The sequence below is a fragment of the Janibacter cremeus genome, assembly GCF_013409205.1.
Taxonomy (GTDB): domain Bacteria; phylum Actinomycetota; class Actinomycetes; order Actinomycetales; family Dermatophilaceae; genus Janibacter; species Janibacter cremeus.
The window spans coordinates 1,218,266-1,243,318 of the sequence record NZ_JACCAE010000001.1 but is presented as its reverse complement, the minus strand read 5'-3'; the positions used below and the strand labels follow the sequence as shown (position 1 = coordinate 1,243,318).

At 70.5% G+C, this 25,053-nt stretch carries 24 protein-coding genes; 20 read left to right on the top strand and 4 right to left on the bottom strand.

Going from position 1 to position 25,053, the window contains the following annotated elements; genetic code table 11:
- Window positions 1-16 precede the first annotated feature (16 nt).
- From menE to BJY20_RS05805, 3 genes are all read right to left on the bottom strand, one after another.
- Window positions 17-1,165 carry an o-succinylbenzoate--CoA ligase gene (menE, locus tag BJY20_RS05815; protein ID WP_185990655.1) on the bottom strand — a complete coding sequence of 383 codons (1,149 nt, stop codon included), beginning with the start codon at window positions 1,163-1,165 and terminating at the stop codon, window positions 17-19.
- Window positions 1,166-1,322: 157 nt separating this feature from the next.
- Complete coding sequence (locus BJY20_RS05810) at window positions 1,323-2,279, bottom strand: 1,4-dihydroxy-2-naphthoyl-CoA synthase (protein WP_185990654.1); 957 nt, start codon at window positions 2,277-2,279, stop codon at window positions 1,323-1,325.
- 27 nt (window positions 2,280-2,306) lie between these two features.
- Window positions 2,307-3,140, bottom strand: a complete 834-nt coding sequence (locus BJY20_RS05805) for an oxidoreductase (RefSeq protein ID WP_185990653.1) — start codon at window positions 3,138-3,140, stop codon at window positions 2,307-2,309.
- 168 nt (window positions 3,141-3,308) lie between these two features.
- Here BJY20_RS05805 and BJY20_RS05800 point away from each other — a divergent pair, with 168 nt between their 5' ends.
- The 7 genes from BJY20_RS05800 (at window position 3,309) to menD (ending at window position 10,302) form a co-directional block, all read left to right on the top strand.
- The gene (locus BJY20_RS05800; protein ID WP_185990652.1) at window positions 3,309-4,181 is read left to right on the top strand and encodes a hypothetical protein; all 873 of its coding nucleotides are present in this window, start codon (window positions 3,309-3,311) and stop codon (window positions 4,179-4,181) included.
- 67 nt (window positions 4,182-4,248) lie between these two features.
- Window positions 4,249-5,241 (top strand): GTP pyrophosphokinase, encoded by a 993-nt coding sequence (locus tag BJY20_RS05795; RefSeq protein ID WP_185990651.1) that lies wholly within the window; start codon window positions 4,249-4,251, stop codon window positions 5,239-5,241.
- Between the two features lie 32 nt (window positions 5,242-5,273).
- Entirely contained in the window at window positions 5,274-5,678 is a 405-nt protein-coding gene (locus BJY20_RS05790) for a VOC family protein (protein WP_185990650.1), read from the top strand.
- The gene (locus BJY20_RS05785; RefSeq protein WP_185990649.1) at window positions 5,675-6,658 is read left to right on the top strand and encodes an o-succinylbenzoate synthase; all 984 of its coding nucleotides are present in this window, start codon (window positions 5,675-5,677) and stop codon (window positions 6,656-6,658) included. The genes BJY20_RS05790 and BJY20_RS05785 overlap by 4 nt, the downstream gene beginning before the upstream one ends.
- Before the next feature lie 94 nt (window positions 6,659-6,752).
- Window positions 6,753-7,067, top strand: coding sequence for a hypothetical protein (locus BJY20_RS05780; protein ID WP_185990648.1), 315 nt, complete (start codon window positions 6,753-6,755; stop codon window positions 7,065-7,067).
- On the top strand, window positions 7,064-8,554 hold the full coding sequence (locus BJY20_RS05775; RefSeq protein WP_185990647.1) for a hypothetical protein: 1,491 nt from the start codon (window positions 7,064-7,066) through the stop codon (window positions 8,552-8,554). The genes BJY20_RS05780 and BJY20_RS05775 overlap by 4 nt, the downstream gene beginning before the upstream one ends.
- Window positions 8,551-10,302 carry a 2-succinyl-5-enolpyruvyl-6-hydroxy-3-cyclohexene-1-carboxylic-acid synthase gene (menD, locus tag BJY20_RS05770; RefSeq protein ID WP_185990646.1) on the top strand — a complete coding sequence of 584 codons (1,752 nt, stop codon included), beginning with the start codon at window positions 8,551-8,553 and terminating at the stop codon, window positions 10,300-10,302. The genes BJY20_RS05775 and menD overlap by 4 nt, the downstream gene beginning before the upstream one ends.
- A 95-nt stretch (window positions 10,303-10,397) precedes the next feature.
- On the opposite strand, the gene BJY20_RS05765 is transcribed toward menD, so the two are convergent.
- The gene (locus tag BJY20_RS05765) at window positions 10,398-11,696 is read right to left on the bottom strand and encodes an isochorismate synthase (RefSeq protein WP_185990645.1); all 1,299 of its coding nucleotides are present in this window, start codon (window positions 11,694-11,696) and stop codon (window positions 10,398-10,400) included.
- A gap of 41 nt (window positions 11,697-11,737) precedes the next feature.
- On the opposite strand from BJY20_RS05765, the gene BJY20_RS05760 reads away from it, so the two are divergent.
- From BJY20_RS05760 to nuoK, 13 genes are all read left to right on the top strand, one after another.
- On the top strand, window positions 11,738-12,430 hold the full coding sequence (locus tag BJY20_RS05760) for a demethylmenaquinone methyltransferase (protein WP_185990644.1): 693 nt from the start codon (window positions 11,738-11,740) through the stop codon (window positions 12,428-12,430).
- Between the two features lie 264 nt (window positions 12,431-12,694).
- On the top strand, window positions 12,695-14,005 hold the full coding sequence (locus BJY20_RS05755; protein WP_185990643.1) for a geranylgeranyl reductase family protein: 1,311 nt from the start codon (window positions 12,695-12,697) through the stop codon (window positions 14,003-14,005).
- A gap of 81 nt (window positions 14,006-14,086) precedes the next feature.
- Window positions 14,087-14,449: an NADH-quinone oxidoreductase subunit A gene (locus BJY20_RS05750; RefSeq protein WP_185990642.1), complete on the top strand. Its 363-nt coding sequence runs from the start codon at window positions 14,087-14,089 to the stop codon at window positions 14,447-14,449.
- 18 nt (window positions 14,450-14,467) lie between these two features.
- Entirely contained in the window at window positions 14,468-15,055 is a 588-nt protein-coding gene (locus tag BJY20_RS05745; protein ID WP_185990641.1) for a NuoB/complex I 20 kDa subunit family protein, read from the top strand.
- The gene (locus tag BJY20_RS05740) at window positions 15,052-15,930 is read left to right on the top strand and encodes an NADH-quinone oxidoreductase subunit C (protein ID WP_185990640.1); all 879 of its coding nucleotides are present in this window, start codon (window positions 15,052-15,054) and stop codon (window positions 15,928-15,930) included. Before BJY20_RS05745 ends, BJY20_RS05740 begins: the two co-directional genes overlap by 4 nt.
- The gene (locus BJY20_RS05735; protein WP_185990639.1) at window positions 15,930-17,285 is read left to right on the top strand and encodes an NADH-quinone oxidoreductase subunit D; all 1,356 of its coding nucleotides are present in this window, start codon (window positions 15,930-15,932) and stop codon (window positions 17,283-17,285) included. Before BJY20_RS05740 ends, BJY20_RS05735 begins: the two co-directional genes overlap by 1 nt.
- A gap of 80 nt (window positions 17,286-17,365) precedes the next feature.
- Complete coding sequence (nuoE, locus tag BJY20_RS05730) at window positions 17,366-18,220, top strand: NADH-quinone oxidoreductase subunit NuoE (RefSeq protein WP_185990638.1); 855 nt, start codon at window positions 17,366-17,368, stop codon at window positions 18,218-18,220.
- 5 nt (window positions 18,221-18,225) lie between these two features.
- On the top strand, window positions 18,226-19,551 hold the full coding sequence (gene nuoF / locus BJY20_RS05725; RefSeq protein ID WP_185990637.1) for an NADH-quinone oxidoreductase subunit NuoF: 1,326 nt from the start codon (window positions 18,226-18,228) through the stop codon (window positions 19,549-19,551).
- Complete coding sequence (locus BJY20_RS05720) at window positions 19,548-21,917, top strand: NADH-quinone oxidoreductase subunit G (protein ID WP_185990636.1); 2,370 nt, start codon at window positions 19,548-19,550, stop codon at window positions 21,915-21,917. Before nuoF ends, BJY20_RS05720 begins: the two co-directional genes overlap by 4 nt.
- Window positions 21,914-23,317, top strand: a complete 1,404-nt coding sequence (nuoH, locus tag BJY20_RS05715) for an NADH-quinone oxidoreductase subunit NuoH (RefSeq protein ID WP_185990635.1) — start codon at window positions 21,914-21,916, stop codon at window positions 23,315-23,317. The genes BJY20_RS05720 and nuoH overlap by 4 nt, the downstream gene beginning before the upstream one ends.
- Entirely contained in the window at window positions 23,310-23,942 is a 633-nt protein-coding gene (nuoI, locus tag BJY20_RS05710; protein ID WP_185990634.1) for an NADH-quinone oxidoreductase subunit NuoI, read from the top strand. The genes nuoH and nuoI overlap by 8 nt, the downstream gene beginning before the upstream one ends.
- Window positions 23,939-24,754, top strand: coding sequence for an NADH-quinone oxidoreductase subunit J (locus BJY20_RS05705; RefSeq protein WP_185990633.1), 816 nt, complete (start codon window positions 23,939-23,941; stop codon window positions 24,752-24,754). Before nuoI ends, BJY20_RS05705 begins: the two co-directional genes overlap by 4 nt.
- Window positions 24,751-25,050 (top strand): NADH-quinone oxidoreductase subunit NuoK, encoded by a 300-nt coding sequence (gene nuoK / locus BJY20_RS05700; RefSeq protein WP_185990632.1) that lies wholly within the window; start codon window positions 24,751-24,753, stop codon window positions 25,048-25,050. Before BJY20_RS05705 ends, nuoK begins: the two co-directional genes overlap by 4 nt.
- The last annotated feature ends 3 nt before the right edge of the window (window positions 25,051-25,053 follow it).

Below are 25,053 nucleotides of genomic sequence, written 5' to 3'. Positions count from 1 at the left end.
TTGATCCTACGAGCGATCAGGCTTGCAGCAGACGCGCCACGGCGGTGCGGTCGGGCTTTCCCGGGCCGCGCAGGGGCATCTCCGCCACCACCAGGACCCGTCGGGGGAGCGCGTGGGCGGGAAGGTGGGGGCGCAACATCTCGCGGATCTCGGTCAGGCCGACCTCGGGCACGAGCCCCTCGGGGGGGCCGCCGGGCGAGGTCACCGCGGCCAGCGCCACGATCTCGCCCCACTCCGCGTCGGGGACACCGACGACGACGGCCCCGGTGACCGCCGGGACATGGGCCACCACGGCCTCCTCCACCAGACGGGGGGCGACCTTCATCCCGCCGCTGTTGATCACGTCGTCGGCCCGACCGAGGATCGTGACCCTCCCTTCGCCGTCGACGGAGCCGAAGTCACCGGTGCGGAACCATCGTTGACCGCCCTCTGCCACAAAGGAATCCGTCTGCAGGCCGAGGTAGCCGTGCGCCACGACGGGGCCACCGAGGTGGATCACGCCGGAGTCATCGGCACGCACGTCGACCCCGCGCAGTGGCTTGCCGTTGTAGACGCACCCGCCGGCGGTCTCGGACATGCCGTACGTCGTGACGACCCGTACACCGAGTGAGCGCGCGCGATCGAGCAGCGGTGCGGGAGTGGCGGCCCCGCCGACGAGGATCGCGTCGAAGCGGCGCAGTGCCTCCAGCCCGAGCGGGTCATCGACGAGCCGAGCGAGCTGGGTGGGCACGAGGGAGGTGTAGCGCCGCTCCGCGGACATGCCGGCGGTGGCCTCGACGAGGGCGAAGGGGGTGACCTCCGACGCCTCGATGACCACAGGGGTCGTCCCCGCCGTGATGCTGCGCAGGAGGACCTGCAGGCCCGCGATGTGGTGCGGCGGGAGGGTGAGCAGCCACTGCCCGTGGCCACCGAGCCGCTCGGCGGTCGCCTCGGCGCTCGCGATGAGATTCGCCGCCGTGAGGAGGGAGAGCTTGGGTGTCCCGGTCGAGCCGGAGGTGGCGACCGTGACGGCGAGGTCCTGCGGGATCGTGCCCTCGGGGATCGCTGGTGACTCGTCCGACGCGTGCGGGTGGATCGGCGCGGTGCCGGTCAGCGCGCGCTCGAGGACCGGTAGGGCCTCGAGCACGGCGGGACCTGCTGGCAGGGGGAGCGGGGTGATCGGCACGCGTCCATCTTGGCGGACACCAGAGCCGACGTGGTCGAGGGGGCGGAGCCTGTGGACGGTGGGATGGCCCCCGTCGACCACCGGGACGCGGTGACTACTCTTGAACGCAGGGAACCAGTGCGACGAAGATCGAACTCCGGCAACGGTGCACCTGCCATCAGAAGTACCAGGGGAAGGGCGACCAGTCCGGCTCACGCTTGTCGAGGAACTGGTCACGCCCCTCGACGGCCTCGTCGGTCATGTACGCCAGCCGGGTCGCCTCGCCGGCGAAGACCTGCTGGCCCGTGAGCCCGTCGTCGGTGAGGTTGAGCGCGAACTTGACCATCCGGATGGCAGTCGGCGACTTGGCCATGATCTCGCGGGCCATCGTCAGCGCCTCGGTCTCGAGCTCCGCGTGGTCGACGACCGCGTTCACCGCGCCCCACTCGTAGGCATCCGCAGCGGTGTAGGCGCGGCCGAGGAAGAAGATCTCGCGGGCGCGCTTCTGGCCGACCATCTTCGCCAGGTAGGCGCTGCCGTACCCGCCGTCGAAGGAGCCCACGTCGGCGTCGGTCTGCTTGAACCGGGCGTGCTGGCTGGCGATCGTCATGTCGCACACGACGTGCAGCGAGTGCCCACCACCGGCGGCCCAGCCACCGACGAGGGCGATGACGACCTTGGGCATGGTGCGGATGAGGCGCTGCACCTCGAGGATGTGCAGGCGGCCCCCTTCGGCCTTGACCCGCCGCTCGTCGATGCCCGCGACGGAGTCGTCACCGGTCGGGTCGGACGCGTACTGGTACCCCGAGCGGCCGCGGATGCGCTGGTCGCCGCCGGTGCAGAACGACCAGCCCTGTGTCGTCGCACTGCTGCCCTCGCGCGGGGTGGGGCCGTTGCCGGTGAGCAGGACGACGCCCACGTCGGGGCTCTGGCGGGCGTGGTCGAGCACCCGGTAGAGCTCGTCGACCGTGTGCGGCCGGAAGGCGTTGAGGATCTCCGGGCGGTCGAAGGCGATCCGCACGCAGCCGAGCTCCTTGGCGCGGTGGTAGGTGAGGTCGGTGAGGTCCTCGAAGCCGGGGACCACCTCCCAGGCCTGCGGGTCGAAGGTCTCGCTGACGTTGTCCAGTGCACTCACGGGGCCGAGCCTATGCCGAGCACAGGATCAGGTCCGGCTGGTCCCGAACATTCGCCCCATCGCCGCGTCCATGACCACTGTGGGGGTCACCTTCGTCGCGGCCACCATCGCCCGCGCACTCGCCGGCACCTGGTAGCGCGCCCGGGGCCGCGTGGCGGTGGCCGCGTGGAGGATCGCCTTGACGACCACGGAGACGTCCGCGGCATCGACCCCGAACATCCGCTCGTGCGCCCGGGCCATCCGGCGTGCCTGCGCGGCGTAGGCCCCGGAGCCGGAGTGCTCGGCGAGGGAGTCCGCGGCGATGTCACCGAACTCGGTGCGGATGGCGCCCGGTTCGATGATCGAGACCTGCACCCCGTGCGGGGCCAGCTCCATGCGCATCGCGTCGCTGAGGGCCTCCACGGCGTACTTGCTCGCGTGGTACCAACCGCCGAGCGGCTCACTCACCTGACCGGCGACCGAGGCGATGTTGATGATCCGCCCCGCACCGGCGGCGCGCATGTACGGCAGGACGAGCTGGCTCATCCGGGAGACCCCCAGGACGTTGACCTCGAGCTGGCGACGGGCGACGTCGACGGGGACGTCCTCGACCGCGCCGAAGACCGAGTAGCCGGCGTTGTTGACCAGCACGTCGATGCGGCCGTGGTCGGCGATGACGTCGTCGACGAGGGTGACCATCGACGCGTCGTCGGTGACGTCGACGCCGTGGGGGACGACCCCCTTCGCCCGCAGGGGCTCGAGGCGGTCGAGGCGTCGGGCCGCGCCGACGACCGTCCATCCCGCTGTGGCGAGGGCGATGGCGCAGGCTTCGCCGATGCCCGAGGAGGCGCCGGTGACCAGGGCGACGGGGGAGGTGCTCATGGGTCCATCCTCGCGGATGATCCCCGCCCCGCGGTCCGTCCACAGCCCCGGCACGCGCGGTCGCGCTCTCCACAGCAGGCCGAAGGGGGTCCCCCTCGCCTGCCGCAGCCGGTGGGCTGGGCGCATGGCCGATCGCAGGGACCGGCCAGGGACGAGAGGACGGGACCGATGGGCGAGCGCTGGTTGTACGGAGTGGACGGTGGACTGCTGGAGCCCGAGGACGAGTGGGGTCGTGACCCGTGGCTCGACGGGGTCCCGACCTCCCGGGACGTCGGTCGGGCAGCGGGCGCCCCGGGCACTCTGACCGAGATCGTGCTCATCGACGGCCACGTCGTCGACTCGGTGAGTCGGCCGGTCTCCGGGAGCGGGTACGAGTGCGCTGCCCTCGAGGTGGCGCACCTGCGCGAGCCCGTGCCGCCCCCACGGGTCGAGCGCGTCATCGTCCGGGAGGAGCCGCAGGAGGAGATGCTCCACTGGTTGGAGCGGGTGGTCGGGGGAGCGGAGGTCCTGGCCGTGCTCGACGACGACCCGCTACCCCTGGCAGAGCCGCTCGAGCTCGATCTGCTGCCGCTCGGGAGCCGGGACCTGGCGAGTGCCGTCGACGAGCACCTCGATCTGGTGGACCCCGCACCGATCCTCGCGGGTCAGCTGCTCACGGCCTATCGCCGGCTCCTGGCCACGGCCGCGCACGAGGGGATGCTCCACCTGTGGCGGGACGTCCCACCCGAGCGGACAGCGGCCGCGATCATCCACTGCGTCATCAAGGCCAACGCACTCTCCGGCGCCGGAGCGCCCTTCGGCGTCGCGACCTTCCTGCGGGGCCTGGGGGTGGGATCCCCACCGACCTCGCGGTCGCGCAGCCTCGCCCTGGTCATCGGTGGGACCCAGTGGCCGCACGGACGCAGCCCCTCGCAGGCTCCGGAGGTTTACGTCCTGGGGGACACAGGACTGCTCGTGAGTCGTTTCCGCAACGAGCTGATCACCTACCGCGACCTCGCGCACACGGCCCGAGCCGCTCTCGGGGGCGTGGCCACGGGGTGAGTTCACGGGGCGAGGTCACGGGGCGAGTTGCGGACGTCGCGAGGGTGGTCTGAGGCAGGCTGTCCCCATGGCGAGCAAGCAATCGACCCGGGTCCGCAGGGCCGTCCAGCGGTATGCCGCCGGCTACGACACGCTGAGCGGCGTCACCGACGCCAGCGTCGCCCTGGTGACCAGGATGCTCGACGACGCAGGTATCAACTACCTCGCGGTGACCGGACGCACCAAGTCCGTGGAGTCCTTCGCCACCAAGGCAGCGCGGCGACTCCCCGGTGGCCGGCTGGCGCACCCGAAGCCGCTGACCGACATCACCGACCAGATCGGGGTCCGCGTCATCACCTACGTGCTCTCCGACGTCGACGCGGTCGCCCAGCTGCTGTCCGCCCAGCTCGAGGTGCGTGAGGACCGGGACATGGGTCAGGAGACGGCGGAGGCCGGGCGGTTCGGCTACTCCAGTCGGCATCTCCTGGTCGCCCTCGACGGGGATCGCGAGGAGTCGGGGATCCCCGTGGGGACCCAGGCATCGGTCCAGATCCGCACCGTCCTTCAGCACGCCTGGGCGGAGTTCGAGCACGACATCCGCTACAAGGGGTCCGTCAGTGCGGAGCACGGCCCCGACTTCGATCGCCGATTCACCCTCGCGGCGGGACTCCTCGAGCTGGCCGACCAGCAATTCACCACCATCCGTGACCACCACCGCGAGGAGCTGACCTCGCCTGCCGAGGCCGCCGACGATGACCCGCGGATCAGTGCCACCGACCTCGCCGCCTTCCTCGCGGGCCAGTTCACCGACGCCGGCTGGTCCCGCACCGATCACTACGCGTGGATCAGCAGCCTGCTGCTCGAGCTGGGCATCACCTCGCTGTCCGAGCTGCGTGAGCTCCTGCGGGACGTCGATGTCGAGTCCATCGAGTCACGGATGGGATATCGCTACCCGCCGGGCGCGGTCCGTCGTCTCGATGACGCCCTCCTGTCGGTGTACGGCCGGCGATACGTCGAACTCCACGGCAATGCCCACCGGGTCGGCCTGCTCACCGCGCGGCTGATGAAGCTCACCGGCTGACCGGAGCGCGGTCTCGGGCTACCGTGCGACGCATGGCACTGCGCTGGTACCAGATCTCCGTGGACTCCCGGGATGCCGCGATGCTCGCCCGGTGGTGGGCCGACGTGCTCGACTGGGAGCTCGGCTTCGAGGACGAGTACGAGGTCAACGTCGTCCCTCCGGGGACGAGCGAGGACCCCGTGGACACCGTCGAGACGTGGCGCGCGATGCCACCGACCTTCGTCTTCGCGCCCGTGCCCGAGGGGAAGAGCGTGAAGAACCGCCTGCACATCGACCTCGCCCCGCACATCGACCAGGACCGGGACGAGCTGATCGAGGAGCTGCTGACCAAGGGCGCCTCGCGCGTCGATGTCGGCCAGGACCCCGACGTCACCTGGACCGTGCTCGCCGACCCGGAGGGCAACGAGTTCTGCGTGCTCTCCAGCCGCGACCGGTGAGCGCCCCCGCCCTGGGCGAGCTGCTCGACGGGCTGCACGTCGTCACCCTGCCGCTGCGCACGAGGTTCCGCGGGATCGCCGAGCGGGAGATCGCGCTGGTGCGCGGACCCCACGGGTGGGGCGAGTTCTCCCCCTTCGTCGAGTACGGCCCCGCGGAGGCGTCCCGGTGGTTGGCCGCGACCATCGAGGCCGCCTGGACGGGGTGGCCGGACCCGGTGCGTGACGCGGTACCCGTCAACGCGACCGTCCCCGCCGTCCCACCGGCCGAGGTGGCCGACGTCCTCGCCCGTTACGACGGCTGCACCACCGCCAAGGTGAAGGTCGCCGAGGCCGGCCAACGGGACGCGGACGACATCGACCGGGTCGCCGCCGTCCGTGACGCGATGGGACCGCGCGGTCGCATCCGCGTCGACGCCAACGGTGGCTGGTCCCTCACCCAGGCGCATGACATGCTCGCGGCCCTCGCTCCCTTCGAGCTGGAGTACGCCGAGCAACCCTGCGCGGACGTGCGCGACCTCGCCCGGCTGCGGGTGGGTCTGGCGCGCAGCGGCATCGACGTGCCGGTCGCCGCCGACGAGTCGATCCGCAAGGCCGAGGACCCACTCGAGGTCGCCCGGCTGGGCGCCGCCGACCTCGTCGTCGTCAAGGTCGCCCCCCTCGGCGGAGTGGCCCACGCCCTCGAGGTCGTCGCCGACTGCGGAATGCCGGCCGTCGTCTCCTCCGCCATCGACTCCAGCATCGGCCTGCGAGCCGGCGTGGCACTCGCCGCAGCGCTGCCCGACCTCGACCATGCCTGCGGTCTGGGCACCGGGGTGCTGTTCGGCGCCGATGTCAGCGCCGACCCGCTCCTGCCCGTGCGGGGGAAGCTGCCCGTGCGCGACGTGGTGCCCGACCCCGACCTGCTAGCGGTCCACGCCGCCCCCGCGGATCGGCTCGAGTGGTGGCGTGACCGCCTCGACGCAGCCTTCGCGTACCTGTGACCCGGACGTCCACAGCCCGCTCCGCCTGAGGGGCCACTCCACAACCCGGACGAAGGGGGCGCCCCGTCACCCAGCCAGCCGGTGGGCTGTGGGCATGGACATCCCGCCCCTGACCACCGACGATCTCGAGGTGCTCGCCCTGCGGCTGGAGCGCGTGGCCGAGCGCATCGACGAGCTCGCTGCGCGGACCCCGCGCGGCACGAGCCGGTCGTGGCGGGGAGAGGCGGCCGAGCGTCACCGCGAGATCGTCGCCGAGCACGCCGCCGACCTCACCTCCCTTGCCGCCGGGATCAGGGACGCGGCCACCGCCGTGCGGGTGCTCGCGGCGACGGCACGGGAGCACGCGGCACTCCTCCACGACGCGGCCGAGCTCGCGGCGACGGTCCACCCGATCCTGCTGCTGCCGTGAGCGGCGAGCTGACGGTCACCGGAGGGAAGTACGGTCTGGCCGTCTCCCTCGAGGAGCTGGAAGAGGGCGCCCATGTCCTGGAGACCGTCGGCCGGGACGTGGCCGAGACCGCCGTGCACGTGGGCGCCACGGCCATCGACCCCGCGCTGGCGCTCGCGGGCATGCTCGCCCCGGCCGAGTACCTCGGCGCGGAGGCCGCGATTCTCGACTGCGCCGGCTCCCACGGTGCCGCCGGGGTCTCGGCCCGGGTGCTCGCGACCGCCGAGGCGACCCGGGCAGCGGTGCTGTTCTACCGCGAGGGTGAGCGTGCCGTCGAGGAGCTCTTCGACCTCACGGTCACGTCGGTCGGCGTCACCGTCGGCGCATCCGTGCCCACCCCGGCGCTGGCCATCGGGCTGCTGGCTCCGCTCGTCCCGCAGCTGCCGATCGTCGGCGATCCGATCAGTGCAGCCGCGCTCGGCGTCGGGCTCGGTCTCGGTCAGGAGGTCGACGAGCTCCTCGTGGACGTCCCCGGGCTCGTCCCGGCCGTGGCGGACGGCTTCGACGGGCTGATCATCGGTCTCGGGTTGGGGACCCCGGCGCTGGGCACGTGGCTGCGGTGGCGGTCGGGCCGGCTGGGAGCGGCGTACCCGCCGCGGACGCAGCAGGAGGCCCTGCAGGTCGTCCTCGCCGCGACCGACGGGATCGCCCTCGACGAGTCCGACCACGAGGTGCGGGTGGTGCCCCACCCCGTCGAGCGCGGGCGGGCGCCCCGCGGCGTCGCCGACCTCGTCGACGACAGTGGCCCGACCTCGGGAGGGTCGCGGGTGCGGGTCATCGGCGTCCCGCGTCCCGACGACTCGTGGACCTGGGTGGTCGACGTCCCCGGTACGCAGACCTTCACGCCGCAGGCGGGGAAGACCCCGTGGGACCTCACGAGCAACGTCCTGCTCGCGGCGGGGCGACAGACCCTGACGACCAAGGCCGTCGCCCGGGCGCTCGACGACGCCCAGCAGCGCACCGGATCCGCCGGGCGCAGCCGGGTGCTGCTGGGCGGTCGCAGCCAGGGTGGTCTCACCGCTGCCGCGCTCGCCGCGGACCCGGCCTTCCGCCGACGGTTCCACGTCACCCACGTCGTCACCGCCGGAGCCCCCGTCGCCGGTCTCGACGTCCCCGAGGAGGTGTCGGTCCTCAGCCTCGAGCACACCGAGGACCTCGTGCCCGGACTCGACGGCGCGGACAACCCCGACCGGGAGAGCTGGGTGACCGTGGAACGCGAGGTGGGTGACGTACTCGGACCCGATGACGGCGCAACGGATGCCCACGCGTCCGAGATCTACACGCAGACCGCCCACCTCGTCGACGAGAGCGATGACCCCTCGCTGGTGGCGTGGCGCGAGGACGCGGGGGACTTCATCGACGGCGCAGGGGGTGAACCGGTCGTCATCGACTACGCCGTCGATCGGGTCCCGATCACGTCGCCGGCAGTGGCAGGATCGTCCCCGTGAACCCCTCGACGACCGGAGCCCGCGTGCTGCTCGACGAGCTCGTCCGGCTCGGCGTGCGCGAGATCGTCCTGTGCCCGGGGTCGCGATCGGCGCCGCTGGCCTATGCCGCGCACGACCTCGACGTGTCCGGCCGGGCCCGGCTGCACGTGCGCGTCGACGAGCGCAGCGCCGCCTTCCTCGCCCTCGGCCTGGCCAAGGAGAGCCGGCGTCCGGCAGCCGTCATCACCACGAGCGGCACCGCCGTCGCCAACCTCCACCCGGCCGTCCTCGAGGCGCACCACGCAGCCGTCCCTCTCCTCCTGCTGACCGCCGATCGGCCTCCGGAGCTGCGGGGCGTCGGCGCCAACCAGGCGACTGACCAACCCGGCCTGTTCGGGGAGCACGTCCGACTCGCCCTCGAGCTGGAGACGCCGCACAACCCGCCCCGGCAGGCTGCCGCGTGGCGCACGGCTGCCGCCCGCGCGTGGTCGGCGGCCACCGGTGCGCTGGTCGGTGCCGGGTTCGCCGGGCCGGTGCACCTGGACCTGCCCTACCGTGACCCGCTCGCGCCGGACGCCGCGTCCACGGTTCGAGGTATCCGCGAGCGCTCGGGCGCGCTCGAATACCTCGAACCATCGGACCCGATCGAGGGCCGCCCGGACGGCGCGCCCTGGGTATCCCTGCCCGAGTCCTCTCCGGTCGCCGCCGGCGCGGTGCCGCCGATCGATCACGACCCGGACACCCTCGTCGTGATCGGCGAGCTGCCCACCGCCCAGCACCGCAGCACCGCTCTGGCCTGGGCGGTCCGCCACGGCGCCCCCGTCATCGCCGAGCCCGGCCCGGGCACGCACGAGCTCGTCCTGCCGCACGGCGCCCAACTGCTCGCCGCCACCGACTGGGTCGACGCGAACCTGCCGGAGCGCCTCCTGGTCGTCGGCCGACCGACCCTCGGCCGAACGATCCCCGCTCTGACCCGGCGTCGCGGCGTGCGCGTCGAGGTCGTCACTCCCGGCGAGCCCGGCGCCACCGGCTGGGCCGATGCCACGCACACGGCCGCGGCCGTCCACCCCTTCGCCGCCCTCGTCGGTGACGGGGAGGGGCGGGAGGCCACCCCCTTCGCCCGGACCTGGCTGGAGGCGGCCGACCGGGTGGCCGACGCCCTGGCCGACCCCGCCGGCCTCGATGGACCAGCCGTGGCGCGGACGCTGCACGACGCGGTGCCGGGGGAGAGCCTGATCCTCCTGGGCAGCAGCAGCGTCGCCCGTGACCTCCACGTCGGAGTCGCTCGGCCGCGGCCCGACGTGCACCCGGTGACCAGTCGGGGCCTCGCCGGCATCGACGGCTGCGTCTCGACGGCGATCGGTCTGGCGCTGGCCCGCCCCCGACCCACCTGTGCGCTGCTCGGTGACCTGACCTTCCTCCACGACGCCAACGGCCTGCTCATCGGCCCCGACGAACCCGTGCCCGACCTGACGATCGTCGTGGTCGATGACGACGGGGGCAGCATCTTCGACACCCTCGAGTACGGGGCGGTCGAGCACTCCGGGCCGATGCGGCGGATCTTCACCACGCCGACCGGCACCGACATCGAGACCCTCTGCGCGGCCCACGGGGTCCCCGCCACGAGTGCGCACACCCGAGCCGAGCTCGCCCATCTCGTCGAGCGACCCGGCGCAGGGATCCGCGTCATCCGGGTCCCGGTCGACGGCAGTACCCGACGGGCGGCGGGCCAACGGACCCGCGAGGTCGTGGCCGCAGCTCTGCGCTGAACTCATCGCCGGTCGGGGCCACCGCCGATCACGCGGTTCGAGGGGCGGCCGAGCGGTGGGCGCACGATCGTCCTCGACGGAGGGCTCGCGACGGCTCAGCCGCCCAGGGCCGTGCGCATCGGCAGCAACTTGGCCACCGACTCGGCGACCTCGTCCTGCGCCCGGGAGCCGGCGACGATGCCGCACCCGGCGTAGAGACGAAGGGAGTTGGGTGCGTCGTAGGAGCCGCACCGCAGCGCGATGCCCCACTCTCCGTCACCGGAGGCGTCCATCCAGCCGACCGGTCCGGCGTACCGGCCGCGGTCCATCTGCTCCAGCTCGGCGATGACCCGGTCGGCGTGCGTGGTCGGGGTGCCGCAGACCGCAGCGCTGGGGTGGAGCGACGCGGCCAAGGCGAGCGAGGTGGAGCTGTCGTCGACGACGCCCGCGACGTCCGTGGCCAGGTGCATCACGTTGTTCAGGTGCAGGACGAAGGGGGAGTCCGGCACGTTGATCGAGGAGGTGTGGTCGGTCAGTGCGTCGGCGACCGAGCGCACGGCGTACTCGTGCTCCTCGAGGTCCTTGCTGCTGCGGGCCAGTGAGCCGGCGAGTGCCAGGTCGTGGCTGTCGTCGCCGGTGCGCTGGATCGTGCCGGCGAGCACGCGGGAGGTGACCAGGCCGCGCTCGAGGCGCACGAGCATCTCGGGGGTGGCTCCGACGAGCCCGTCGACGGCAAAGACCCACGTCGTGTCGTAGTCCTGGGTCAGGCGGGTCAGCAGCCAGCGGGGGTCGATGCGCTCCTCAGCGGTCGCCTGCACCGAGCGCGCGAGGACGACCTTGTCCAGGTCACCGCCGTTGATCCGCGCGACGGCCTCCTCGACCGCGTCGGCCCACCGCTGCTTGGTCAGATCGCGGTCGGCGAAGGTGACCACGCCGGGGTCCGCAGGCGCGGGCTGGGGCTCCAGCGGCTCGTCGGCCGCCGGGACCGCTTCGGTGGTGGTCGTCGTCACCCAGGCCAGACCGCCGCGGCGACCGACGACGACCTCGGGGACGACGAGCACGGACTCGGTCTGCGAGTCGGCCGAGTAGGCCATGGAGCCGAACGCGATCGGCCCGGTGCCGGGCTCGTCGACGTCGTCGCGCACGATCGCCTCCGCCGTGATGGTGCGCCACCACTCCTGCGCCCGGGCGAAGCGGTCCGACCCGCGAGAGCGGAAGGTGGTCACGGTGCCCCACCCGACCAGGCCTTCGCCCTTGCGCACCCACGAGACGATGTCGCCCGCGTCAGCCGGTGGTGGTAGCAGCCCCAGCAGGTCGTCGACCTGCGCCGCGGGGACGGAGATGGTGCGTACGACCAGGGCGGGTCGGGAGAGGCCCAGCGGCCCCGGGACGTCGTCGGGTGATGGAGATGTCATGGCCGCAACAGCCTACGAGAAGCGGGTGCGAAGATGTGCGCATGAGTCGCGCCACCCTCCAGAAGGACCCCAAGGCCGTCGCTGCGATGTTCGACGACACCGCAGCGAAGTACGACCTGATGAACGACGTGATGTCGCTGGGCCAGACCCGCCTGTGGCGCCGGGCCGTCCTGCAGTCGCTCGAGCCGAAACCCGGCGAGCGCATCCTCGACATCGCCGCGGGCACCGGGACCTCTTCGGTGCCGCTGCGCAAGGCGGGCGCCGACGTCGTCTCGGCGGACTTCTCGCTCGGGATGCTCCACCAGGGTCAGCGCCAGTACCCCGACCTGGACTTCTCCGCGGCGGACGCGACGCGGTTGCCCTTCGCCGATGACGCCTTCGACACGGTGACCATGTCCTTCGGCTTCCGCAACGTCGTCGACAGCGCCGCGGCGCTCGGTGAGTTCCTCCGCGTGACCAGGCCGGGTGGCCAGCTGCTCATCTGCGAGTTCAGCCAGCCGGTCAACCAGCTCTTCCGCACGGTCTACTCGGAGTACCTGATGGCGGCCTTCCCGCCAGTGGCCCGCACGCTCAGCTCCAACCCCGATTCCTACGTCTACCTCGCCGAGTCGATCCAGGCCTGGCCCGCCCAGCGCGAGCTCGCCACCACGATCGGCGCGGCCGGGTGGAGCGATGTGCAGTGGCGCAACCTGACCGGCGGCATCGTCGCGCTGCACCGAGCGGTGAAGCCCTGAGCGCGGCTCGTCCCGGCAGCCCCGAGATTATCGGGTGACCCTAGAAACCCCCGCTTCGCAAGGGTTGGATACTCATGTGGACCCGGGGGAAGTCTTGCAGAGCGCGAAGGGGGGCGCGCCTGCGGCGGCGGGTCCCCCCCTTCGACTCCGACCGCTCGGGTTGATCGCCGCGGGTTAGGTTTACCTGTGTCGTCCGTATCGTGAACGAGGGGTAGGCTTCCCCGCGATCGTGAAATCCTTCACAAGCCTCCGAGGAACCAATTCGTGACCAGTGCACTGCCCGCGGCCGGTGATGGCCGCACCGCCGACGTCATCGTCGTCGGGGCCGGCCCCGGTGGGTCCGCGACAGCGGCATGGTTGGCCAAGGCCGGCAAGGACGTCGTCCTGCTGGAGAAGGCGCTCTTCCCCCGCGACAAGATCTGTGGCGACGGACTGACCCCGCGAGCGGTCCGCCAGCTGATCAACCTGGGGCTGCCCATGTCGGAGACCGACGGGTGGGCCCACAACAAGGGGCTGCGGATCATCGGCGGCGGCATGACCCTCCAGCTCGACTGGCCGGACGTCGCCTCCTTCCCGGGCCAGGGCATGGTGCGGGCGCGAGCCGACCTCGACGAGGTGCTGGCCCGCCACGCCGCCTCCAGCGGCGCCACCCTCCTGGAGGGCCGCAACGTCGCCGAGCCGATCCTCGACGAGCAGGACCGCATCATCGGTGTCACCGCCAAGGTCGTCGACCAGCGCGGCCGGGCCACCGGCGAGCGAGAGGCCTACTACGCCCCGGTCGTGGTTGCCGCGGACGGTGTCTCCTCCCGGCTCTCGGTGAAGATGGGGCGCGAGAAGCGCGAGGACCGGCCGATGGCGGTCGCCGTGCGGGCCTACTACGAGACCCCTCGCCACGACGACGAGTACCTCGAGAGCCACCTCGAGCTGTGGTCGACGACGCCGAAGGGGGAGAACATCCTCATGCCCGGCTACGGCTGGCTCTTCGGCCTCGGTGACGGTCGTAGCAACGTGGGTCTGGGCGTGCTCAACACCTCGGAGGCCTTCGGCCGCACCGACTACAAGGACGTCATGCGTCGTTGGGTCGAGACGATGCCGTCCGAGTGGGGCATCAACGCCGACACGATGTCCGGTGACATCACGGCGGCTGCGCTGCCGATGGCCTTCAACCGCCAGCCGCTCTACGACCGCGGCCTGATGCTCGTCGGTGACTCCGGCGGCATGGTCAACCCCTTCAACGGCGAGGGCATCGACTACGCCCTGGAGGCCGGCCTCGCGGCTGCCGAGACCATCCTCCAGGCGCTGGCGCGCCCCACTGCGGCCGAGCGCGAGCGCGTCCTGCAGTCCTACGTCACCCGGATGAAGAGCATGCACGGCGGCTACTTCCGGCTGGGTGCGCAGTTCGCCAAGCTCATCGGCAAGCCCGAGATCATGCGCCTGGCGATGAAGTACGGGCTGCCTCGGGAGACGCTGATGAAGTTCATGCTCAAGCTCATGGCCAACCTGCCCGAGGAGAAGGGCGGCGGGGTCGACGACCGACTCGTTCGCCTGATGACCCGGATGGCCCCCAATGCCTGAGGGCACTGCAGGCAGCGCAAACATCTGCCCTAGGATCGTCAGTGGCGTGCATCACAGATCAGAAAGCGAGGTTGCGCAGCGATGAACCCCTACATCCCGCTGCTGATCCTCTTCGCGCTCGGCCTCGGCTTCGCGCTCGTCTCGGTCGGCACGAGCCTGGTCGTGGGACCTGCTCGCTACAACGCCGCCAAGGCGCAGGCCTACGAGTGCGGCATCCAGCCGACTCCCCAGGCCGCTGAGGGCGGCAAGTTTCCGGTCAAGTACTACCTGACCGCAATGCTGTTCATCATCTTCGACATCGAGGCCCTGTTCCTCTACCCCTTCGCCGTCGCCTTCGACGAGCTCGGGGCCTTCACCCTCGGTGCCGTGGTGCTCTTCCTGTTCAACGCGTTCTTCATCGCCGACGCCTACGTCTGGCGTCGCGGCGGGTTCGAGTGGGACTGACGAGGACGGAGACGAAAAATGGGACTTGAGGAGAAGCTGCCGTCGGGCCTCGCGCTCACGACGGTGGAGAAGCTCGCCGGCTACATGCGCAAGTCGTCGATGTGGCCCGCCACGTTCGGCCTCGCGTGCTGCGCCATCGAGATGATGGCCGTCGGCACACCGCACTACGACCTGGCGCGCTTCGGCATGGAGCGCTTCGCGGCGACCCCGCGCCAGGCGGACCTGATGATCGTCGCCGGCCGGGTGAGCAACAAGATGGCCCCGGTCGTGCGCCAGGTCTACGACCAGATGGCCAACCCCAAGTGGGTCATCTCGATGGGTGTGTGCGCCAGCTCCGGCGGCATGTTCAACAACTACGCGATCGTCCAGGGCGTCGACCACATCATCCCGGTCGACATCTACCTGCCGGGGTGCCCGCCGCGGCCGGAGATGCTCCTCAACTCGATCCTCACGCTCCACGAGCAGATCCAGAACACCCCGCTGGGCGTCAACCGTGAGGCAGCGGCCCGCGCGGCCGAGACCGCCGCTCTCGGAGCGACCCCGACCGAGCTGCAGGCCCCGACCCACGACCACGAGGCCCTCCTGGGAAGGAACCTGCTGGCATGACCGAGGAGAACAAGCCCGAGGAGACGCAGGGCAAGGACGTCGCGGCCTCGGCCAAGGACGTCGACGCCCCGCGGCCCAAGGGCGTCCACCCCCAGGGCCCGGGCCTGGGCGGGACCGCCCACGAGGACTACCCCTCGACCGAGGGCCTCGCCGGTGACCAGCGCCCGGTGGAGTACACCAACGTCGGCGGTTCGCCCGAGAGGGGCAAGTTCGACCCGGAGCAGGTGCCGGCCGTCCGCGGTCAGCGTCAGGGCATGTTCGGCGTGCGCGAGGGCGGCTCGGACACGTCCGGCTACGGTGGTCTGCAGGCCCCGATCGCCTTCCCGGGTGCCGCCGAGCGTCCCTACGGCAACTGGTTCGACGCGGCCGTCGACACTCTCGCCGAGGTGACCGGCTCCGACCTCGTCGAGCGGGTCGTCGTCCACGCCGACGAGTTGACCCTCCACGTCGCCCGTGAGGACATCGTCCCCGTGATGCGCGCGCTGCGCGATCAGAGCGACCTGCGCTTCGAGATGTGCATGTCCGTCTCCGGCGTGCACTTCCTCGAGGACACCGGCCGGGAGCTGCACGTGGCCTACCACCTGCTCTCGATCACCCACAGCGGTCGGCGGCTGCGCGTCGAGGTGACCGCCCCGGACGCGGACCCGCACATCCCGAGCATCGTCGAGGTCTACCCGGCTGCCGACTGGCACGAGCGGGAGACCTGGGACATGTTCGGCGTGATCTTCGACGGCCACCCCGCCCTGACCCGCATCCTCATGCCTGATGACTGGGCGGGCCACCCCCAGCGCAAGGACTACCCGCTGGGTGGCATCCCGGTGGAGTACAAGGGCGGCACCGTCCCGCCGCCCGACGAGCGGAGGGCGTACAACTGATGGCAGCCACCGACACCAACACCTCCGGGGTGCACTCCACCCCCGGCGCCGACGACCTCGCCGAGGGCCACGTCGTCAACGTCCAGGGAGGTGACTGGGACCAGGAGATGGGCGAGCTCGGGATGAACCCCGAGGAGCGGATCATCCTCAACATGGGTCCGCAGCACCCCTCGACGCACGGCGTCCTGCGCCTGATCCTCGAGCTCGACGGCGAGACGGTCACCGAGGCCCGTGCCGGTATCGGCTACCTGCACACGGGCATCGAGAAGAACATGGAGTTTCGCACCTGGACCCTGGGGACGACCTTCTGCACCCGGATGGACTACCTGACCCCGATGTTCCAGGAGGCGGCCTACTGCCTCGGCATCGAGAAGATCCTCGGGATCACCGATGACATCCCCGAGCGGGCCAGCGCCATCCGCGTGCTGATGATGGAGCTCACCCGCATCTCCAGCCACCTCATCGGCATCGGTACCGGTGGCATGGAGCTGGGCGCGACGACGGTCATGACGATCGGCTTCCGCGAGCGCGAGCGCGTCCTGTCGATCATCGAGATGATCACCGGCCTGCGGATGAACAACGCCTACATCCGTCCCGGTGGTGTCGCCCAGGACCTGCCGCACGGCGCGATCGACAAGATCCGCGAGACGATCCCGATGCTGCGCAAGGGGATCGCCGAGCTCTCGGCGATCCTCCTGGAGAATCCGCTCTTCAAGGGCCGGACCAAGGACGTCGGCGTCCTGTCCCTCACGGGTTGCACCGCCCTGGGCATCACCGGACCGGTGCTGCGCTCGACCGGGCTGCCGCACGACCTGCGCAAGCTCGACCCGTACTGCGGCTACGAGAAGTACGACTTCGAGGTCATCACCCGGACCAACGCCGATGCCTACGACCGGTGGGCCATCCGCATCGACGAGATGCTGGAGAGCCTGAAGATCATCGAGCAGGTGACCGACGAGCTGCAGCGCGACCCCGGGGAGACGATGGTCGCCGACAAGCGCATCGCGTGGCCGGCGAAGCTGGCGGTCGGTGGCGACGGCCAGGGCAACAGCCTCGACCACATCCGCGAGATCATGGGCACCTCGATGGAGTCACTGATCCACCACTTCAAGCTCGTCACCGAGGGTTTCCGCGTCCCGCCGGGCCAGGCCTACGTGGCCATCGAGTCACCCAAGGGCGAGCTGGGCTGCCACGTCGTCTCCGACGGCGGCACCCGCCCCTACCGGGCCCACTTCCGGGACCCGAGTTTCAACAACCTGCAGGCCGTCGCGGCCATGTGCGAAGGGGGCTTCCTCGCCGACGTCATCGTCGCGGTCGCCTCGATCGATCCGGTCATGGGAGGGGTGGATCGATGAGTTCGCAAGGGAGCGAGCACACGAGTGAGCGCCAGCGAACTGGTGGCGCAGTGACCGTCGGTGAACGGCAGGAGGCATAAATGTCCATCAAGTTCGGCAGGCAGACCGAGTTCGGGCACCTGTACGTCTCCTCGGAGAGCAAGGAGCCCTACACCGCCGAGGTGCTCGAGCAGCTCACCGCGGACTCGCAGGAGATCATCGAGCGCTACCCGCAGAAGCGCTCGGCGCTCCTACCGATGCTGCACCTGGTCCAGAGCGTCGACGGCTACGTCACGGGGCGCGGCATCGAGTTCTGCGCGGGACTGCTCGACCTGACCTCCGCCGAGGTCTCGGGAGTGGCCACCTTCTACACGCAGTACAAGCGTCACCCCAGCGGCGAGTACAACGTCGGGGTCTGCACCAACACCCTGTGCGCGATCATGGGCGGCGACCAGATCTGGGACACCGTCAGCGAGCACCTGGGCGTCGGCCACGACGAGACGACGCAGGACGGCTCGATCACCCTCGAGCGCCTCGAGTGCAACGCCGCGTGCGACTTCGCGCCGGTCGTGATGACCAACTGGGAGTTCTTCGACAACCAGACGCCCGAGTCGACGGTCGAGCTCGTCGACGACCTGCGTGCGGGCAAGCAGGTCAAGCCCACTCGGGGCCCGGACCGCGTGTGCAGCTTCAAGGAGACCTCCCGTCTCCTGGCCGGCTTCGCCGACGGACGTGCGGACGAAGGGATCGGCGCCGGCCCCGCGTCCCTGCGCGGCGTCGACGTGGCCCAGCGCGAGGGATGGACGGCGCCCGGTGACGAGCCGAGGCCCACGACCACGCCCGACGAGGCGGGCGAGCAGGTCGAGGGCCTGGCGCCCGGTCGGCACGTCCCCGCCGACGAGGACAACGCCTCTGACCAGACTCCGCCGGACACCACTGGCGAGAAGGGGGAGTGACCGGGATGTCGACGCAGCTGACCCCGATCCTGACCAAGTTCTGGGACCACCCGCAGTCCTGGACCATGGCCACCTACGAGGACAACGGTGGTTACCGAGCCCTGCGCTCGGCCCTGGAGATGGACCCGGTCGACCTGGTGCAGGTGACCAAGGACTCCGGCCTGCGCGGCCGCGGTGGCGCCGGGTTCCCCACGGGCATGAAGTGGGGCTTCCTGCCACCGCACGACGGTGGTCCGCGCTACCTCGTCGTCAATGCCGACGAGTCCGAGCCGGGCACGTGCAAGGACATCCCACTGATGATGGCCGCCCCGCACTTCCTCATCGAGGGCTCGATCATCACCTCCTTCGCCATCGGGTCCGACACGGCCTTCATCTACGTGCGCGGCGAGGTCGCCCACGTCTACCGCCGCCTGCTGCGCGCGGTCGAGGAGGCCTATGCGGCCGGCTACCTCGGGAAGGACATCCTCGGCACGGGCTATGACCTCGACATCGTCGTCCACGCCGGTGCCGGCGCCTACATCTGCGGTGAGGAGACCGCGCTGCTGGACTCCCTCGAGGGGCGCCGTGGCCAACCACGCCTGAAGCCCCCCTTCCCCGCGGTCGCCGGCCTGTACGCGCGTCCGACCGTGGTCAACAACGTCGAGAGCATCGCCTCCGTCCCGTTGATCGTGGGCAAGGGAGCGGAGTGGTTCTCCGACATGGGGACCGAGAAGTCCCAGGGCTTCGGGATCTTCTCCCTGTCCGGCCACGTGAAGCACCCGGGGCAGTACGAGGCTCCGCTCGGGATCACCCTGCGCGAGCTGATCGACATGGCTGGTGGCATGCGGCACCCGAACCATCCGCTGAAGTTCTGGACGCCGGGGGGCTCCTCGACGCCGATCTTCACCGACCAGCACCTGGACGTGCCGCTCGACTTCGAGTCGGTCGCCGCCCACGGGTCGATGCTCGGTACCCGCGCCCTGCAGATCTTCGACGACACCGTCTCGGTCGTGCGCGCGGTGACCCGGTGGAACGACTTCTACATGCACGAGTCCTGCGGCAAGTGCACCCCGTGCCGTGAGGGCACCTACTGGCTCGCCCAGATCCTGCACCGCATCGAGGAAGGGCGGGGCACGAGTCAGGACATCGACATGCTCGTCGACATCTGCGACAACATTCTCGGCCGCGCGTTCTGCGCGCTCGGCGACGGTGCCACCAGCCCGATCACCTCGGCCGTGCAGTACTTCCGTGAGGAGTTCGAGGCCGGCTGCCACACCCCGGCCAGCGAGCTCTTCCCGCACGCAGCCTCGACGCTCTTCGCCAACCAGGAGACTGTGCAGGTGACAGCATGACCGCCACGAGTGACAAGCAGACGCCCGAGGCCGAGCCCAAGCCCGACCTCGTCACCGTCACCATCGACGGGGTGGAGGTGGCCGTCCCCCGCAGCACCCTGATCATCCGTGCGGCCGAGCAGGCCGGGATCGAGATCCCGCGCTTCTGCGACCACCCGCTGCTGGACCCGATCGGTGCCTGCCGCCAGTGCCTCGTCGAGGTGGCCACCCCGGACCGTGAGGGCAACGTCAAGCCGATGCCCAAGCCCCAGCCGAGCTGCACCATGACGGTCAGCGAGGGCATGCAGGTGCGCAGCCAGCACACCTCCCCGGTCGCCGACAAGGGCCAGCAGGGGATCATGGAGATGCTCCTGATCAACCACCCGCTGGACTGCCCGGTCTGCGACAAGGGCGGGGAGTGCCCCCTGCAGAACCAGTCGATGAGCAACGGTCGGCCGACCTCGCGCTTCGACGACATCAAGCGCACCTACCCCAAGCCGATCAACATCTCCTCCCAGGTGCTGCTGGACCGCGATCGCTGCATCCTGTGCACTCGCTGCACCCGGTTCTCGTCCCAGATCGCCGGTGACCCCTTCATCGAGATGGGGGAGCGCGGTGCCCTGCAGCAGGTGCTGATCTACCAGGAGCAGCCCTTCGAGTCCTACTTCTCGGGCAACACCGTCCAGATCTGCCCGGTGGGTGCGCTCACCGGTGCGGCCTACCGCTTCCGCTCGCGTCCCTTCGATCTCGTGTCGACCCCGGACATCTGCGAGCACTGCGCCTCCGGCTGCTCCATCCGTACCGACCACCGTCGCGGCACCGTCCTGCGCCGGATGGCCGGCAACGACCCGCAGGTCAACGAGGAGTGGAACTGCGACAAGGGCCGGTGGGCCTTCACCTGGGCCTCCCTGGGTGACCGCTTCGAGTTCCCGATGGTCAGGGACGAAGGGGGCGACCTCCAGGTGGTCTCCTGGCGGGAGGCCCTCGCCGCCGCCGCGGACGGTCTGCGTGCCGCCGAGGGCCACGGTGTGCTCACTGGCGGCCGGGTCAGCATCGAGGACGCCCACGCCTATGCCACCCTCGCCCGTGAGGTCCTGCGGACCGAGAACATCGACATGCGCGCGCGGCCGCACTCGGCCGAGGAGCGCGACATCCTCCTGCGTCACGTCGCGGGCACGACCCCCCAGACGGGTGGCGTGACCTACGAGCAGCTGGAGAAGGCCGGCTCCGTCCTCCTCGTCGGCTTCGAGCCGGAGGAGGAGAGCCCCATCGTCTTCCTGCGGCTGCGCAAGGCCTACCGAAACAACGGTCTGAAGGTCCACGCGGTCGCGCCGCTGGCGACCCGCGGACTGGACAAGATGGGCGGCAGCCTCCTCCCGTCGGCTCCCGGCACGGAGACCGAGGTACTGACCGCGCTGGCCGGCGACGATGCCCCCGAGCCACTGGCGCAGGCCCACGCCGCGCTGCGCGAGGAGTCCGCTGTCATCCTCGTCGGTGAGCGCGTGGCGAGCGTGCCCGGTGCGCTGACCGCCGCCGTCCGTCTCGCCGAGACCACCGGCGCCCGGCTGGCCTGGATCCCGCGTCGCGCGGGGGAGCGCGGTGCGATCGACGCCGGCTGCCTGCCCAGCGGTGACGGCCTCGACACCGCGGGGATCCTCGCGGCTGCTGCCGCCGGATCGATCGGTGGCCTCGTCGTCGGTGGTGTCGACGCCGATGACATCGGTGTCCCCGGAGCCCGGGAGGCCCTCGAGCGTGCGTTCGTCGTCTCGCTCGAGGTGCGCCCGAGCAACGTCACCGAGCACGCCGACGTCGTCCTGCCGGTTGCCCCGCACGCGGAGCGCGCGGGCAGCTTCATGGACTGGGAGGGACGGGTGCGTCCCTTCGAGGTCTCCCTCGAGACCAATGCCGTCCCCGACCACCGCGTGCTGCACATGCTCGCCGACGAGATGGGTGCCTTCCTCGGCACCCGCACCGTGGCCGAGGTACGCCGCGCCATCGAGGCCACCGCAGCGCCGACGGCGAGCGGTCCGACGACCGACGTCGCGGCGCGCGCGCTGCCCGAGCCGGGAGTGGGCGAGGCCGTTCTGGCGACTTGGCGTCCGCTGCTGGACAAGGGGACGATGCAGGACGGCGAGCCCTTCCTTGCCGGGACCGCGAAGGCGCCGCGTGCGGCCCTCTCGCCGCTGACCGCGCAGGCCCTGGGGGTCGTCGAGGGTGACCTGGTCACGGTCTCCGCCGACGACGTGCGGATCACGCTGCCGGCCGACATCCGTGCGATGGTCGACCACGTGGTGTGGCTGCCGACGAACTCCGAGAGTTGCGACGTGCGCAGCCTGGCCGGACGAGCCGGAGCGATCGTCTCCGTGACGAAGGGTGGTGCCGCGTGAACAGCCTCGCGATCCTGGCCACTGCGGCCGAGCAGCCGGTGGCGGCCGACTTCAGCGACACCCCGGTGTGGCTCTCCCTGGTGAAGGCGCTGATGCTCTTCGTCTACCTGCTCCTCAGCGTCCTGCTGATGATCTGGTTCGAGCGACGCATGATCGGCCGGATGCAGCAGCGTCCCGGCCCCAACCGAGTGGGTCCCTTCGGCCTGCTGCAGTCCTTGGCCGACGGCATGAAGTCGATGCTCAAGGAGGACGTGCGACCCAAGACGGCCGACGCCCTGATCTTCACCATGGCGCCGGTGGTCTTCGCCTCCGCGGCCTTCATCTCCTTCGCCATCGTCCCGATCGGTGGCGAGGTGGCGATGTTCGGTCACACCACGCCGCTGCAGCTGACCGACCTCCCGGTCGCGGCGCTCCTCGTGCTCGCGGTCGCCGGCATCGCCGCCTACGGCATCGTCCTGGGTGGCTGGTCGGCCGGCTCGACCTACCCCCTGCTGGGTGGTCTGCGCGCGACTGCACAGATCATCTCCTACGAGATCGCGATGGGCCTGGCCCTCGTGGCCGTCTTCATGTACGCCGGGTCGATGTCGACGAGCGAGATCGTCGCCGCCCAGTCCGACCTGTGGTTCATCATCCCGGCCTGCGTGTCCTTCGTGCTGTACGTGATCACGATGGTCGGCGAGACCAACCGTCTGCCCTTCGACCTCGCCGAGGGCGAGGGCGAGCTCGTCGGCGGATACTTCACCGAGTACTCGGGCATGCGCTTCGCCATGTTCTTCCTCGGTGAGTACGTCAACATGTTCACCGTCTCGGCCCTGGCCACCACCTTCTTCCTCGGTGGGTGGCAGGCGCCTCCCGGCATCGCGGCGATCGGCGACGGGATGCTCAACACCGGTTGGTGGGGCGTGCTGTGGTTCACCGCGAAGATGTGGGTCTTCATGTGGGGATTCGTCTGGCTGCGCGGCACCCTGCTGCGCACCCGCTACGACCAGTTCATGGCCCTGGGCTGGAAGTTCCTCATGCCCGTCGCCGTGGCCTGGGTCATCGTCGTGGCCTTCATCCGTGGCGCCGACGCCGGCTTCTTCGGGGAGCGCACCATCAACATCTTCGGTCGGGCCTTCCCGGTCTCTTCGCTGATCATCATCGTCTTCCTTGCCGCGCTCGTCTTCGGGGTCATGTGGATCTGGGAGACCCGCGCGGAGAAGAAGGCCGCTGAGCTCGAGGAGGCCAGCGTCCTGGCCGACGAGGTCGACCCCTTCGCCGGTGGGCACCCCGTCCCGCCGATGCCGGGCCAGCGACTCGTGGAGACCCCCCGGGACGGGACCACGATCGACACCAAGCCGGCGCGCACCCAGCAGACCAGCGCACCGCTCGCCGAGCAGGAGGAGCACAACCGTGGCTGATGACGAGACCAAGGGCGGGTTCTTTGCAGACCTCTTCGCCCCCGTTGCCGGATTCGGGGTGACCTTCTCCACGATGTTCCGCAAGGTCGCCACGCAGGAGTACCCCGAGGTGAAGTGGCCGACCCAGCCACGGTTCCACGGGCGTCACCAGCTCAACCGTCACCCCGACGGTCTGGAGAAGTGCATCGGCTGCGAGCTGTGCGCCTGGGCGTGCCCTGCGGACGCGATCCTGGTCGAGGGGGCGGACAACGACGACGAGCGGGGACTGCGCTTCAGCCCCGGCGAGCGGTACGGGCACATCTACCAGATCAACTACCTGCGCTGTATCTTCTGCGGCCTGTGCATCGAGGCGTGCCCGACGCGTGCGCTGACGATGACCAACGAGTACGAGCTGGCCGACAACAACCGCGCCGACCTGATCTTCACCAAGGAGCAGCTGCTCGCGCCACTGCAGGAGGGCATGATCTCCGCGCCCCACCCGATGGCCGAGGGCATGGACGAGCGTGACTACTACAACGGCAAGGTGGCCTCGGCGACCGACGAGCAGCGTGAGTGGGTCAACCGGCACGCCGTCGACGAGACCGGCGCGACCACGACGGACGAGCACTCGGAGGACGTTCGATGACCGGCACCGGTGAGGCCGTCCTCTTCTGGCTGCTCAGCGCCGTCGCCGTCCCGGGGGCACTCGCACTGCTCTTCGCCCGCAAGGCGGTGCACGCGGCCATCGGCATGGTGACGACCATGATCGTCGTCGGGGCGTTCTACCTCCTGCAGGAAGCGCCCTTCCTGGGCATCGTGCACATCTTCGTCTACACCGGCGCCGTGATGATGCTCTTCCTCTTCGTCGTCATGCTCGTCGGCGTCGACCACTCGGACTCGCTCGTCGAGACCCTCAAGGGCCAGCGCCTGATGACCGTGCTGCTGTCCCTCGGCCTGGTCGTCCTGCTCGTCGGGGCCATCGGTCGTGTCACCTACACCGGCGACCCGAACCTGACCGCGGTCAACACCGACCCGGGCAACGTCGAGGCCATCGCCTACCTCATCTTCGGCAAGTACGTCTGGCTCTTCGAGGTCACGGCCGCCCTGCTGACCATCGCCGCGCTCGGCGCGATGACCTTCGCGCACCGCGAGCGGATCATCGCCAAGCCCACGCAGAAGGAGTGGATGGAGAGGCGGTTCCGCGAGGGCGAGCACCTCGCCGGCCTTCCCGTCCCGGGCGTCTACGCCCGCCACAACGCGGTCGACACCCCGGCGCTGCTGCCCGACGGCAGCATCTCCGAGTTGTCGATCAACCGCGTTCTGGCCGCTCGTGAGCAGGTCACGGCGCCGACCCGTTACACCGAGATCGACGAGCGCGAGAGCCTCGTGGACGACGAGTCGACCGAGTCCCTGGGCCGTACGGCCTCCAAGGGCACGCCCGAAGGGAGGCAGCAGTGAGCCCGCTGAACTACATCTACCTGGCGATCATCCTCTTCACGATCGGCAGTGCGACCGTCCTGCTGCGGCGCAACGCGATCATCGTCTTCATGGGTGTCGAGCTCATGCTCAACGCAGCGTCGCTCGTCTTCGTCACCTTTGCCCGCATGCACGGCTCGGTCGAGGGACAGGTCATCGCGATGTTCGTGATGGTCGTCGCCGCGGCCGAGGTCGTCGTCGGTCTGGCCATCATCATGGCCGTCTTCCGTGCCCGCCGGTCGGCTTCGGTCGACGACGCCAACCTGCTGAAGCTGTAAGGA

Bases quoted from the DNA above. Each gene is read 5' to 3' on its own strand.
- BJY20_RS05805 (WP_185990653.1), bottom strand. From the start codon at position 3,140: ATGAGCACCTCCCCCGTCGCCCTGGTCACCGGCGCCTCCTCGGGCATC.
- BJY20_RS05800 (WP_185990652.1), top strand. From the start codon at position 3,309: ATGGGCGAGCGCTGGTTGTACGGAGTGGACGGTGGACTGCTGGAGCCC.
- BJY20_RS05795 (WP_185990651.1), top strand. From the start codon at position 4,249: ATGGCGAGCAAGCAATCGACCCGGGTCCGCAGGGCCGTCCAGCGGTAT.
- BJY20_RS05790 (WP_185990650.1), top strand. From the start codon at position 5,274: ATGGCACTGCGCTGGTACCAGATCTCCGTGGACTCCCGGGATGCCGCG.
- BJY20_RS05780 (WP_185990648.1), top strand. From the start codon at position 6,753: ATGGACATCCCGCCCCTGACCACCGACGATCTCGAGGTGCTCGCCCTG.
- BJY20_RS05765 (WP_185990645.1), bottom strand. From the start codon at position 11,696: ATGACATCTCCATCACCCGACGACGTCCCGGGGCCGCTGGGCCTCTCC.
- BJY20_RS05760 (WP_185990644.1), top strand. From the start codon at position 11,738: ATGAGTCGCGCCACCCTCCAGAAGGACCCCAAGGCCGTCGCTGCGATG.
- BJY20_RS05750 (WP_185990642.1), top strand. From the start codon at position 14,087: ATGAACCCCTACATCCCGCTGCTGATCCTCTTCGCGCTCGGCCTCGGC.
- BJY20_RS05745 (WP_185990641.1), top strand. From the start codon at position 14,468: ATGGGACTTGAGGAGAAGCTGCCGTCGGGCCTCGCGCTCACGACGGTG.
- BJY20_RS05740 (WP_185990640.1), top strand. From the start codon at position 15,052: ATGACCGAGGAGAACAAGCCCGAGGAGACGCAGGGCAAGGACGTCGCG.
- BJY20_RS05735 (WP_185990639.1), top strand. From the start codon at position 15,930: ATGGCAGCCACCGACACCAACACCTCCGGGGTGCACTCCACCCCCGGC.
- nuoE (WP_185990638.1), top strand. From the start codon at position 17,366: ATGTCCATCAAGTTCGGCAGGCAGACCGAGTTCGGGCACCTGTACGTC.
- nuoF (WP_185990637.1), top strand. From the start codon at position 18,226: ATGTCGACGCAGCTGACCCCGATCCTGACCAAGTTCTGGGACCACCCG.
- BJY20_RS05720 (WP_185990636.1), top strand. From the start codon at position 19,548: ATGACCGCCACGAGTGACAAGCAGACGCCCGAGGCCGAGCCCAAGCCC.
- BJY20_RS05705 (WP_185990633.1), top strand. From the start codon at position 23,939: ATGACCGGCACCGGTGAGGCCGTCCTCTTCTGGCTGCTCAGCGCCGTC.